Genomic DNA, 11785 nt, shown 5'->3' on the forward strand with positions numbered 1-11785 from the left:
CTCGCCGGGATTCACCGCGGCAAGGTTTCGCTTGCGTGCCTGCAATGCCGGTGCAACCTGCCGGCCATGCACGAGATGATCGATCAGGACGACAGACGCGGCAGCAGCGGCGCGGAGCCGGGTGGGCCGGCGCCACGCTCGCGCCCCTTCGCGGTCACCCATCGCGATGTCTGGAAGATCACGCTGCCGATGACGCTGGCCTTCCTGACGACGCCGCTGATCGGTCTGACCGATACGGCTGTGGTCGGACGGATCGGCGACGCGACGGCGCTCGGCGGCCTGGCGGTCGGCGCGCTGATCTTCGATTTCGCCTTCGCCACCTTCAATTTTCTGCGCTCCGGCACGACCGGGCTGACGGCGCAGGCGGCCGGCGAGGAGAACGGCCGCGAGGTGCAGGCGGTGTTCTGGCGCTCGGTGGTGCTGTCGCTGCTGATCGGCGCCGGGCTGATCGCCGCCGAGCCGCTGATCACCGGGCTCGGTCTTCTGGCCATCGCGCCGGGGCCGGGCGTCGTTGCCGCGACCGGGCTCTACGTCTTCGTGCGGATGTTCTCGGCGCCCTTCGCCTTTCTCAACTACGCCATTCTCGGCCATGTGCTGGGCTGCGGCCGGGGCGGGCTGGGGCTCGCGCTGCAATTCGTCGTCAATGGGACCAACATCGCCCTGTCGATCCTGTTCGGCCTGGTGATGGAGTACGGCATTGCCGGCGTGGCCGTCGGCACGGTCTGCGGCGAGGCGATTGGCGCCCTTGTCGGCTTCCTCGTCGTCTTGCGGCGTTTCGACGCCGCCGACCGGCCGTCCCGTGCGCGGGTCTTCGAGCGGGCCGGCTTCGTGCGGATGATCGCGGTCAATCGCGACATCATGATCCGCTCCTTCTGCCTGCTCGGCGCATTCATGCTGTTCGCGCGTCTCGGGGCGCAGTTCGGCACGCTGGTGCTGGCGGCCAACGGCATCCTGATGAACTTCTTCGCGGTCGGCAGCTATTTTCTCGACGGGCTGGCGACGGCCACCGAGCAACTGGTCGGGCGTTCGGTCGGGGCGCGCTACCGGCCGGCCTTCGACCGCGCCGTCCGCCTCACCATCCTGTGGGGCATGGCAGTCTCGCTGGTGGTCTCGGCGGTGTTCCTCTTCGCCGGCGAGGCGCTGATCGCCGGACTGACGACGGACCCGGCGGTGCGGCAGATGGCCACGGACTATCTGCCCTTCGCGGCGCTGACGCCGGTGGCCGGCGCGCTGGCCTTCATCATGGACGGCGTGTTCATCGGCGCCACCTGGTCGCGGACCATGCGCAACATGATGATCGCGGCCTTCCTCGTTTTCGCGGCCGCCGCCTACGCGCTGACGCCGTTCTACGGCAATACGGGCCTGTGGCTGGCGCTTTTGGGCTTTCTCGGCTTTCGCGGCTTCAGCCTGCTGGCGCTGGTGCCGCGGCGGCGGGCCGAGACCTTCGCCGCGCCGTCATGGCCGGGCGGACGCGAAGGCGCTGCAGTGCGGTAACTTTGTCCACAGACAAGACGAAAGTTCGACGGAACGGAAACCGCGACTTGCCGTTAGCTGACCATCTTTACCCACCCTCAGGTTGCGCCTCGCCGCCGACCGGACTTACGGGAACCGACGGCAGCAGGACATGAGACAGCGCGACGACTGGCACCTTACCGAGATCATCGGCCACGAGCAGGGCCGGGGCGATCCCTTCGCGGCTGCCATTCGCGGAACCCGCATGCCGATGATCATCACCGATCCGCGGCAGCCGGACAATCCGATCGTCTTCGCCAACAAGGCGTTCCAGGATCTCACCGGCTACGCGCGTGACGAGATCATCGGCCGCAACTGCCGGTTCCTGCAGGGGGCCGACACCGATCCCGCCGAGGTGGATCGTCTGCGCCAGGCGATCGCACGCGAAGAGGCGGTGAATGTTCAGTTGCGCAATTACCGCAAGGACGGCAGCGCCTTCTGGAATTCGCTCTATGTCAGCCCGGTGCGGGGCGAGGACGGCGACGTCCAGTTCTTCTTCGCTTCGCAGCTCGACATGACCGATCGGGTCGAGGCCGAGCAGGCGCTCGCCCGCCGCAAGGAGGATGTCGAGGCGCAGGTGCATGCCCGCACCCGCGACCTGCAGGCGGCGCTGGAAGCCAAGACGCTGCTGCTCAACGAGGTCGATCACCGGGTCAAGAACAACCTGACCATGATCGGCTCGCTGCTGCGGCTGCAGATGCGCTCGATCCCCGATCCGAAGTTCCGAGAGACGCTGGAGACCATGCTGGAGCGCATCGACGCGCTGGCCGCCGTCCATCGCCGGCTCTACCAGGCCGACGACGTGACCCGGTTCGACGTGGGCGCCTTCGCCGACAGCCTCGCCTCGGACGTGCTGGGCGCCAGCGGTCGCGAGGACATCCGTTTGAACAGCCAGTGCGAGGCCGTCGCAATCGCCGCCAGCAAGGCGGCACCGGTCGGGCTGATCCTCAACGAGCTGATCACCAATGCCGTCAAGCACGCCTATGCCGACGGACGGAGCGGCGAATTGCGCCTCGAGGTCCGGCAGCTCGACGGCCACGCCATGATCGATCTGCGCGACGACGGTCCGGGGTTCGACGCGGACCGGATCACCACCGGCTCGGTGGGCCGCTCGCTGATCGCGCGTCTGTCGCGCCAGATCGGCGCCGAAACCGAGTGGAACGGCGCCGCCTCCGGAACCCACGTGTCCATCCGCTTCCCGCTGCACCAACCGGACGAAGCAGGAGCTGCCTGAACATGCCCGCGCTCAAGTTCCTGATCGTCGAAGACGAAGCGCTCCTCGCCATGGACATGGAAGCCATGATCGAGGATGCGGGCTACGAGGTGGCCGGCGAATGCGCGTCGCTGCGCGAGGTGCAGGCGCTGCCCCGAGATCTGGCGCCGGACGTCGCCTTCGTCGATCTGCATCTGGCCGAGAATTCGAGCGGCCTCGATGTCTGCACCCATATCCGCAGCATCTGGCCCGATACGATGGTGGTCTTCGTGACCGGCAATCCGCGCAAGCTGCCTGAGGATTTTGCCGGTGGACATGGCGTCCTGCCCAAGCCCTTCGTGCGCCATGACGTCTTCCGCATCATGCAGTATCTGCAGGAGGGGATGTCCAACCCGCCGCCGCACTGCAAGCCGCCGGCGAGCTTCCACGCCTCGCCAGGTCTCGCCTTCGCCTGGGCCTGAACCCGCGACGTCGCCCTACGCTGTGAAGCGCTTGCCGCTCAGGTCGCGGGCGGATTGGCCAGAACGGCATCGACGCCGCGGTCGCGCAACTCACGCAGGCTGTCGATCCCGGCGCGGTCGAGATAGCGCAGGATTCCCCTGAGAATGGCGCCCGGCAGTTCGGGGCCATGATAGACCAGCGCCGTGTAGAGCTGCACGAGGTCGGCGCCCGCCTCGATCCGCCGGATCGCCTCGGCGGCACTGTCGATCCCGCCGACCCCGATCAGCGGCATGTCGGGGCCGAACGCCTTGCGGAACCGCGCCAGCACATAGGTCGCGCGCGCCGCCAGCGGTGCTCCCGACAGGCCGCCCGCCTCGGTGGCGTCCGGCAGGCCGGTGACCCCCTCGCGCGACAGGGTCGTGTTGGAGACGATCATGCCGTCGATGCCGCGCCGCGTGACCTCGCCGGCGATCTCCTCGATCTGCTCCTCGGTCAGGTCCGGCGCCACCTTCAGGAACAGCGGCGTCTTCGACGTGCCCGACAGGGCGGCGTAGCCGTCCCGCGCCGCCACCGCCGAGCGCAGCAGCCGGTCGAGTTCCGAGCCGCTCTGCAGCGCGCGCAGGCCCGGCGTGTTGGGCGAGGAAATGTTGATCGTCAGGTAGCTGGCGACCGGGGCGAAGACGTTGATGCCCTCGACATAGTCGGCGACCCGGTCGATCGCGTCCTTGTTGGCCCCGACATTTACGCCGACGATGCCCGGCTTGCGGGCGCGGGCCGACAGCCGCGCGAAGGCTTCGGCATGGCCCTGGTTGTTGAAGCCGAGGCGGTTGATGATCGCCTCTTTCGCCGTGATGCGGAAGACCCGGGGCCTGGGATTGCCCTCCTGCGGCTTCGGCGTGATCGTGCCGACCTCGGCAAAGCCGAAGCCGAGCCGCAGCGCGGCGTCGGGAACCTCGGCATTCTTGTCGTAGCCGGCGGCAAGTCCAAGCGGATTGGGGAAGCCGATGCCCGCGACCGCGACGCGCAGACGGTTGTCCACCGGGGTGTCGGCGCGCGGCACGAGGCCGCTCTTCAGGGCAGCGATCGACAGGCTGTGGCTGCGCTCGGGATCGAGACGGAAGATGGCCGGACGTGCCAGCCGGTAGAGACGTCTCACCTGACGGAGCCGGGGAACTGGTGATTGCCGTCGGCGCCGAGCGGCAGATCCTCGACCCACAGCACCGCGTCCAGCGGCAGCGGACCGTAGAGATGCGGGAACAGCGCGCCACCGCGCGACGGCTCGAAGCGCAGGGCCTCGCCGAGCCGGGCGGGATCGACCGCGATCAGCAGGAGATCGTCCTGGCGGGCGAAATGCCGGGCCGCCGTCTCGCGGGCCTGCTGGCCGGTCGAGAAATGGATGTAGCCATCCGCCTCGTCCACCGGTGCGCCGTCGAAGCGGCCCTTGGCCTTCGCGGCCTCCCACAGCGCCCGCGGCGCGATCTTGTATATCGGCTCAACCATGCTCCTTCGGTTGCCAGAGGCACCGGCAAAAAGCAATCGCGCCGAATGCCGTCTGCCGCCACGAGGTGGTCACGTCCCCGGTCTAGCGTCGCCGAAAGGGCCGGAGCGTGCCGGCCATCCACCCAAGCAACGGGAGGCCGCCATGGCCGGATATGTGCTGACGATCCTGACCGCAACCGCGCTGCTGGCGACGCCGGCGGCCGCCCAGTCGCTCATCGACACGGCCGGCGGACGCTACGAGATGCAGCCCGTCGATGGCGGCGTCGCGCGGCTCGACACGGTGACCGGCGATGTCGAGTTCTGCCGGGTCGCCGGCGACGCCATCGTCTGCACCGATGCGACACTCGGCGGGGGCAACGACGCCAGCGGTGACGGCGATCTTGCAGCCCGCCTCGACGATCTCGAAGCCCGGGTGGAAGAACTGGAAGAGGGCCGCCGGGCGCTGATCGACAGCGACGACGCCGATCGCGCCGTCGACCAGATGCAGAAGCTGTTTCGCGGCTTCGCCGACATCGTCCGGGAGCTCGACGAGGACATTCGCGGCGAGACCCCGTCGGGTGATGCGGACACCGATACGGACATGCCCGGCCGGACCTGACGCGCCACGGAAGGGACGGGCTGGCGTCAGACCGGGAAGCTGACCCGGCGCCTCAGATAGGCTTCCATCGTGTCGAGGGAGCGCTCCCCGGCGGCGGTCGGAAACACTTCGAAGACGTGGCAGCCGCCATTGGTCAACGACAGTTCCGTCTCGATCCCGCTGCCCATCCAGCGCATCGCCATGAACAGCGTGTCGTCAATCAGGAGATCCCGCGTGCCGCAGCTGAACAGCGCCGGCGGCAGCCCGGTCAGGTCGGCATAAAGCGGCGAGACCGCCGGGTCCTTGAGCGAGACGCTCTCCGGCACCAGCCGCATGACGAATTCCATGACGTCGTCGGTGTTGAGGACGAGCCGCTCCTTGCCCCAGTTGCGCACGCTCGGGGTCAGTGACAGATCGTAGCAGCCGGCGACCAGATTGGCGGCGCGGAACGGCGTCAGGCCGTATTCGTCGCGCAGCCGCAGCATCGTCAGGACGGCGAGATGCGCCCCGGCCGATTCCCCACCGATGGCCAGGAAGCCGCGCGGCAGGTCGAGATGGCCGTTGGCCAGCGCCACCGCGATGTCGGTGCAGTCGTGCAGGGCCGCCGGATGGGGAAATTCGGGTGCCAGCCGATATTCGACCGAGGCGACGGTCAGTCCGGTATTGTCGGCCATCCGGCGCAGGCGCGGATCGGCCTCGTCGGCGGCGCCGAACACCCAGCCACCGCCATGGATATGCAGGAAGGTGCCGCGGGTCTGGCCGTCGCGCGGGCGGAACACCCGCACCGGAATCTCGCGGCCGGCGCCGCCGATATGGATGATCTCCTCCGCGTTCTTCTCGCGCGGTCCGATCGGCAGGATGCCGCGGCCCTCGCGCCGCGCCTTGCGAACCGTCTCCACCGGCAGCGACCAGGGATCGGGCAGCGCCCTCTGATCCCTGATGATCTTCTCGTTCAGGGCGACCAGTTCGGGGTCCGCCTGCGCCGGGTCGAATGCTGCCGGGTCGATGGTCAGTCGCGTCTTGGTCATTGCCGTTTCCCTGTTGCGCCGGAGAAGCTAGGACATGGCCTCCACAGGTGTAGGGCGCGGCGTGTGGCAAAGGCGCCGGCCGCATCCAACGACAACGGGGCAAGCCGATGGACCAGCATATCGAAACCCTCAGCGTCGCAGCGAAAGGGCGCTCGATGACCGACATCAGCGCCGCGATCGCCAAACGGCTGACCGCGGCGGGCGCCCGCGAGGGGCTGCTGACGGTGTTCATTCGCCATACCTCGGCGTCGCTGACCATCCAGGAGAATGCCGATCCCGACGTCCAGCACGACCTCTTGAACGCCCTCGACCGGCTGGCACCCGCCGACGCGCCCTATCTCCACACCATGGAGGGCCCGGACGACATGCCGGCCCACATCAAGACCGTGCTGACGGGAACCAGCGTCGCCGTGCCGGTGTCGGGCGGCCGCATGATGCTGGGCACCTGGCAGGGCATCTATGTCGTCGAGCATCGGGCACGCGCGCATTCGCGCGAGATCGTGCTGCACTTTTCCGGTACGCTGGGCTGAGGCCGGAACCACCGCGGGTTGATCCTACCGGGCAGCCGGGCCAAGAAGGGCCGCGACGAAGTGGGAGCGCGTCGCAGCCGGTATCCGGTTGAAAAGGCAGGGGGGAGAACAGGGGCATGCGCTACGTCTTCATCGTGGCCGACGATCATCCGCTGTTTCGCGGCGCGCTGCGGGAGATCCTGACGTCGCTGCCGGACACGGCCGAGATCGTCGAGGCGGCGGATTTCGACCAGGCCGCGGCGGCGCTGGCCGCCAATCCCGAGGCCGATCTGATGCTGCTCGACCTGAACATGCCGGGAACCAGCGGCCTGTCGGGCATGGCGCTCCTGCGCGCCGACCACCCCTCGGTGCCCATCGCCATCGTCTCGGGCAGCGAGGACGCGCCGATCGTGGCGCGGGCGCTCGATCTCGGCGCCTCCGGTTTTATCCCGAAATCCTCCGGCTTTGCCGAGATCCGCGAGGCGATCCTGGCGCTTCTGGCCGGCGAAGTCTTCCTGCCGCCGGACATCTCGCTGGAATCGGAGCGCGACCCGGAGGTCACCGAACTGATCCAGCGCATCCGCACCCTGACGCCGCAACAGACGCGGGTCCTGACCATGCTGGGGCGCGGGCTTCTCAACAAGCAGATCGCCTACGAGCTCGGCATCTCCGAAGCCACCATCAAGGCGCATGTCTCGGCGGTGCTCCTGAAGCTCGGCGTCGACAGCCGCACCCAGGCGGTGATCCGCCTGTCGCGGCTCGGCATCGATCTGGAAAGCGGCCTCGCCGGCTGAGCCGCGGGCCGCGGACGTATCCCGTCCAAGCCATGCGCCATGGAACGGCGCTGCTGCCGATCGCCTATTCCGCGGCTTCGCGGCGACCATGCTTGCGGCCCATGGCGGCGCGCAGCGAGGCCGGCTTCAGCGGCTTGGTCAGGATGTCCACCTCCATCCCCGCCGCCTGCTCGCGCAGGCCCGGCGACCGGTCGGCGGTGACGAGGATCACCGGCAGTTCGGGGCCGAACACCCGGCGCAGCGCCGTCACCGCGTCGAGGCCTGTCCCCTCGTCGAGATGATAGTCGACGAGGGCGATGTCCGGCACGATGCCGCGCCGCCCGAGATCGGGGATCGCCTCCGACGCGGACCCATAGGCCTCAACCTCGCAGCCCCAGCCGGCCAGAAGCACTCGCATGCCCTCGCGGATGGCCACCTCGTTGTCGATGCACAGGACCCGCGTTCCGGCGAGCGCCAGGCCGGCCCGCGCGGGCAGCAGCGCGGTCTGCGGCGCGGTGACGGGCGTCACGTCGGCCACCGGCAGCGTCACCCGGAAGCGGGTGCCCCGGCCATGCTCCGACGTCGCCTCGATCGGATGGTCGAGCACCCGGGCGATGCGATCGACGATGGACAGGCCGAGCCCCAGCCCGCGGGCGGTCCGGCTGCCTTCGTCGAGGCGGACGAACTCGTGATAGATCGCCTCCAGCTTGTCGGCCGGAATGCCAATGCCGCTGTCGGCGATCTCCACGTCGATCCGGCCGCCGGTGCGATGGCGCACGCCGACCACGACCTTGCCGGCGCGGGTGTATTTGATGGCGTTGGAGACGAGGTTCTGGATCAGCCGGCGCAGCAGGTTGCGGTCCGAGCGGACCGACACGCCGGTGCGCACGAAGCGCAGCGCGATGGCCTTTTCGTCGGCCAGCGGCTTCATGTCGGTCTCGATCTGGCGCAGCAGCCGGTCGAGCGGGAAATCCTCGATCTTGGCCTGCATGCCGCCGGCTTCCAGCCGCGAGATGTCGAGCACCGCGCCGATGATCGCCTCGACGGCCTCCAGCGACGAGCCGATATTGGCGGCGATCTCGGTCTCCTGGCCGCCGAGGCTGCGCTCTTCCAGCGCTGCGGCGTAGAGCCTTGCGGCATTGAGCGGCTGCAGGATGTCGTGCCCGGCGGCGGCCAGGAAGCGCGTCTTGCCGAGATTGGCCGCGTCGGCCGCCAGCCGCGCCTTGCCGAGCTCTTCGTTGGCGGTCGTCAGCTCGCCGGTGCGCATGCGCACCCGCTCTTCCAGGCTCTCGTTCATCTCGCGCAGGGCGGCGGCGCGGCGCACCCGCTCGGTCATGTCCGAGACGGTGGCGACGAGGCCGCCTTCCGGCATGCGGTTGGAGCGGAATTCCAGGACGCGGCCAGAGCGCCGCAGACTGATCTGGCGCAGCGCTGGCGGCCGGGTCAGCACCTCGAAACTGGTGTCGTATTCTGGCCGGTCGATCTCGCCGGCCTCGATCAGCTCGTCGAGGACGACGGTCATCGGCGTGCCGATCTGGCCGAACTCCGAGGACAGGCCGACGAGATCGCGGAACTGCCGGTTCCAGAAGGTCAGGCGGTAGTCGGCGTCGAAGATGGCGAGGCCCTGGTCGACCTGTTCGAGCGCGATCCGCAGGAGGTCGCGATTGTATTGCAGCGCCTCGGAGGCGTCGTCGAGGAGCTGCAGCGCCGAGCGGCTGGAATCGGCATGGCGCTGGAACAGGAGCGACAGGACGAGCCGCGACGAGGCCGAGCCGATGGCCGCCGCCAGAAGCTGCTCGGAAAAACGGATCGTGGCGGAATCGGCCGTGTCGTCGTCGTCGATGGTCCGGTGCTCGGCCTCGGCGAAGCTGCGGAACGAGCGTTCGGTGCGGTCCGAGCCGAGATAGCGGGCGATGGTCGCCTTGAGTTCGCGGATGCTGACCCCGGCGCGGGTGCGCCGCACACCGGCCGCGGGACCGACGTCGCTGGAGGCGAAGACGGCGGCCTGGATGCGCTCCAGCGGCGTCGCCTTGCGGCTGAGCGAGCCGACGACGAGGAAGAAGATGTTGGCCGACAGGCTGACGAGGCAGCCATAGAGCAGGGGATCGAGCAGCGGCGCGGCGGCGGGGTCGGCGCCGGCGGTGACCGCCGTCGCGTCGATGGCCTGGCCACGTAGGAGCGCCGGCAGGAGCAGCGTCCAGGCCCAGCCGATGATGCCGGCGATGAGGCCCGCCGTGGCGCCGCGGGCATTGGCGCCCTTCCAGTACAGCCCGGCGAGGAAGGGCGGCGCGAGCTGGGCGATGGCGGCGAAGGAGAGGAGCCCGATCGAGGCGAGGCCGCTGCCGGCCCCGGCGTAGCGGTAATAGCCGTAGCCGAGAAACACGACGACGAAGATCGCCGAGCGCCGGACATTGAGGATCAGCCGGGTCTCGTCGCGGGTGGGATCGACCGCATGGTCGCGACGCTTCAGGAGCCACGGCAGGACCAGGTCGTTGGAGATCATGATCGACAGGGCGACGCTGGCGACGATCACCATGGCGGTGGCGGCCGACAGGCCGCCGATGAAGGCGACCAGCGACAGCGCGTCCTGGCCCTGCGACAGCGGTAGCGACAGCACGTAGAGATCGGCATCGACGCTGGGGCCGAGGGTGATCAGCCCGGCCACGGCGATCGGCACGACGAAGAGGTTGATGACGACGAGATAGAGCGGGAACAGCCAGCGGGCGCGGCGGATCTCGTGGCGGGTGCGGTTTTCCACCACGGTCATGTGGAACTGCCGCGGCAGGAGCAGGATCACCAGCGCGCTGAGGCCGAGCGAGGCGATGAAATGCCCGCCGATGCCGCCCTGGAAGGAGGCGAGGACCCGCGGGCTGGCGAGCGCCGCATTCCACAATTCGCCGGGCTCGAACAGGACGAAGGTCGCCCACAGGCCGACCGCCAGGAAGGCGGTGAGCTTGACCAGCGATTCCATCGCGACGGCCAGGACGAGGCCGTCCTGATGCTCGGTGGCGTCGGCGTGGCGGGTGCCGAACAGCACCGCGAAGATGCCGAGAACGGTGGCGACGAGCAGCGCCAGATCGCTGAACAGCGGCGGCATTTCCAGCGTCGCGCTGTAATGGGCGACGAGGCTGGCGACGCTGGTGGAAATCGCCTTCAGCTGCAGGGCGATGTACGGCACCGTGCCGACGATGGCGATGACGGTGGCGAGCGCCGCGACCGACGGGTTCTTGCCGTAGCGCGAGCCGATGAAATCGGCGACGGTGGTGATGCGCTCGGCCTTGGCATGGCGGATCAACCGCTCGATGAAGCCCGGCGCGAAGACGAAGACGAGGATCGGGCCGAGATAGATCGCCAGGAAGGAAAGCCCGTCGCGCGCCGCCACGCCGACCGAGCCGAAAAATGTCCAGGAGGTGCAATAGACGGCGAGGCTGAGCGCATAGACGCCCGGCCGGCTGATGCGCGCCCGGCCGGCCGCCGCCCGGCGGTCGCCCCACCAGGCCACGGCGAACAGCAGCAACAGATAGACGATCGCCGTGAAGACGATGATCCCGCTATGCAATTCTCATCCTCCCGGCGGCCTGACGGGAGCGGAGCGGCGCCCCTGCGGGTCAGGTGAGCCGGGATGCCGCTTCAGGCCGCAGCCTGTTCGACACAACCACCGGTGCCCGCGCAAGTCCAGATCGCGACCCCGCCGGTGCCGGCGATGGCCGATTTTCCGCGTGTGGCGTGATTGTGCCCCTGCCGCGCAACTGTAGAGTGGACGCCCCATCGTCAGAGGAATCATGAGATGCTCAAGGAATTCAAGGAATTTGCCCTGAAGGGCAACATGGTCGATCTGGCGATCGGCATCATCATCGGCGCGGCGTTCTCCGGCCTCGTCAATTCGGTGGTCAAGGACCTGTTCATGCCGGTCATCGCCGCGATCTCGGGCGGCGTCGACTTCACCAACAAGTTCGTCGGTCTCGACGACGGCGTCACCGCCACCAGCCTGGAAGCGGCGCGCGAGCAGGGGCCGGTGCTCGCCTATGGCCAGTTCGTCACCCTGTCGATCAACTTCCTGATCGTCGCCTTCATCCTGTTCATGGTGGTCAAGGCGATGAACCGGCTGAAGCGCAAGGAAGAGGCCAAGCCGCCGGAGGTGTCCGAGGTGCCGCGCAACGAGAAGCTGCTGGAGGAAATCCGCGACCTGCTGGCCAGCGCCTCGAACCGCGAAACCCGGGTCTGACGCTTCA

Annotated in this window: 11 protein-coding genes; 7 read left to right on the top strand and 4 right to left on the bottom strand. The window is 68.7% G+C overall.

Annotated elements, in window-relative coordinates; translation table 11 throughout:
- The first annotated feature begins 75 nt into the window (after positions 1–75).
- The 3 genes from ACEQX1_RS18610 (at position 76) to ACEQX1_RS18620 (ending at position 3186) form a co-directional block, all read left to right on the top strand.
- Positions 76–1494, top strand: coding sequence for an MATE family efflux transporter (locus tag ACEQX1_RS18610; RefSeq protein ID WP_370197437.1), 1419 nt, complete (start codon positions 76–78; stop codon positions 1492–1494).
- A gap of 130 nt (positions 1495–1624) precedes the next feature.
- A complete protein-coding gene (locus ACEQX1_RS18615) occupies positions 1625–2746 on the top strand; it encodes a PAS domain-containing protein (RefSeq protein ID WP_370196046.1) in 1122 nt (373 codons plus the stop codon).
- Positions 2747–2748: 2 nt separating this feature from the next.
- Complete coding sequence (locus ACEQX1_RS18620; RefSeq protein ID WP_230786485.1) at positions 2749–3186, top strand: response regulator; 438 nt, start codon at positions 2749–2751, stop codon at positions 3184–3186.
- A 38-nt stretch (positions 3187–3224) separates the two neighbouring features.
- Here ACEQX1_RS18620 and ACEQX1_RS18625 read toward each other — a convergent pair whose 3' ends face one another.
- Together ACEQX1_RS18625 and ACEQX1_RS18630 are read right to left on the bottom strand one after the other, a co-directional pair.
- Complete coding sequence (locus tag ACEQX1_RS18625) at positions 3225–4322, bottom strand: quinone-dependent dihydroorotate dehydrogenase (protein WP_370197335.1); 1098 nt, start codon at positions 4320–4322, stop codon at positions 3225–3227.
- A complete protein-coding gene (locus ACEQX1_RS18630; RefSeq protein WP_024349677.1) occupies positions 4319–4666 on the bottom strand; it encodes a DUF952 domain-containing protein in 348 nt (115 codons plus the stop codon). Before ACEQX1_RS18630 ends, ACEQX1_RS18625 begins: the two co-directional genes overlap by 4 nt.
- A 142-nt stretch (positions 4667–4808) precedes the next feature.
- Here ACEQX1_RS18630 and ACEQX1_RS18635 point away from each other — a divergent pair, with 142 nt between their 5' ends.
- Positions 4809–5264 (top strand): hypothetical protein, encoded by a 456-nt coding sequence (locus ACEQX1_RS18635; RefSeq protein ID WP_370196050.1) that lies wholly within the window; start codon positions 4809–4811, stop codon positions 5262–5264.
- Between the two features lie 26 nt (positions 5265–5290).
- Here ACEQX1_RS18635 and ACEQX1_RS18640 read toward each other — a convergent pair whose 3' ends face one another.
- A complete protein-coding gene (locus ACEQX1_RS18640) occupies positions 5291–6271 on the bottom strand; it encodes an alpha/beta hydrolase (RefSeq protein WP_370196052.1) in 981 nt (326 codons plus the stop codon).
- 107 nt (positions 6272–6378) lie between these two features.
- Here ACEQX1_RS18640 and ACEQX1_RS18645 point away from each other — a divergent pair, with 107 nt between their 5' ends.
- Positions 6379–6801, top strand: coding sequence for a secondary thiamine-phosphate synthase enzyme YjbQ (locus ACEQX1_RS18645; RefSeq protein WP_370196054.1), 423 nt, complete (start codon positions 6379–6381; stop codon positions 6799–6801).
- A 116-nt stretch (positions 6802–6917) separates the two neighbouring features.
- On the top strand, positions 6918–7574 hold the full coding sequence (locus tag ACEQX1_RS18650; protein ID WP_024349681.1) for a response regulator transcription factor: 657 nt from the start codon (positions 6918–6920) through the stop codon (positions 7572–7574).
- 64 nt (positions 7575–7638) lie between these two features.
- Here ACEQX1_RS18650 and ACEQX1_RS18655 read toward each other — a convergent pair whose 3' ends face one another.
- On the bottom strand, positions 7639–11112 hold the full coding sequence (locus tag ACEQX1_RS18655; protein ID WP_370197337.1) for an ATP-binding protein: 3474 nt from the start codon (positions 11110–11112) through the stop codon (positions 7639–7641).
- A 228-nt stretch (positions 11113–11340) separates the two neighbouring features.
- Here ACEQX1_RS18655 and mscL point away from each other — a divergent pair, with 228 nt between their 5' ends.
- Complete coding sequence (gene mscL, locus ACEQX1_RS18660) at positions 11341–11778, top strand: large conductance mechanosensitive channel protein MscL (protein ID WP_024349683.1); 438 nt, start codon at positions 11341–11343, stop codon at positions 11776–11778.
- The last annotated feature ends 7 nt before the right edge of the window (positions 11779–11785 follow it).

The organism is Aurantimonas sp. (assembly GCF_964217435.1).
Classification (GTDB): Bacteria; Pseudomonadota; Alphaproteobacteria; order Rhizobiales; family Rhizobiaceae; genus Aurantimonas; species Aurantimonas coralicida.

Coding starts and splice junctions, on each gene's coding strand:
- ACEQX1_RS18620 (WP_230786485.1), top strand. CDS start 2,749: ATGCCCGCGCTCAAGTTCCTGATCGTCGAAGACGAAGCGCTCCTCGCC.
- ACEQX1_RS18635 (WP_370196050.1), top strand. CDS start 4,809: ATGGCCGGATATGTGCTGACGATCCTGACCGCAACCGCGCTGCTGGCG.
- ACEQX1_RS18615 (WP_370196046.1), top strand. CDS start 1,625: ATGAGACAGCGCGACGACTGGCACCTTACCGAGATCATCGGCCACGAG.
- ACEQX1_RS18610 (WP_370197437.1), top strand. CDS start 76: ATGATCGATCAGGACGACAGACGCGGCAGCAGCGGCGCGGAGCCGGGT.
- ACEQX1_RS18645 (WP_370196054.1), top strand. CDS start 6,379: ATGGACCAGCATATCGAAACCCTCAGCGTCGCAGCGAAAGGGCGCTCG.
- ACEQX1_RS18650 (WP_024349681.1), top strand. CDS start 6,918: ATGCGCTACGTCTTCATCGTGGCCGACGATCATCCGCTGTTTCGCGGC.
- mscL (WP_024349683.1), top strand. CDS start 11,341: ATGCTCAAGGAATTCAAGGAATTTGCCCTGAAGGGCAACATGGTCGAT.
- ACEQX1_RS18640 (WP_370196052.1), bottom strand. CDS start 6,271: ATGACCAAGACGCGACTGACCATCGACCCGGCAGCATTCGACCCGGCG.
- ACEQX1_RS18630 (WP_024349677.1), bottom strand. CDS start 4,666: ATGGTTGAGCCGATATACAAGATCGCGCCGCGGGCGCTGTGGGAGGCC.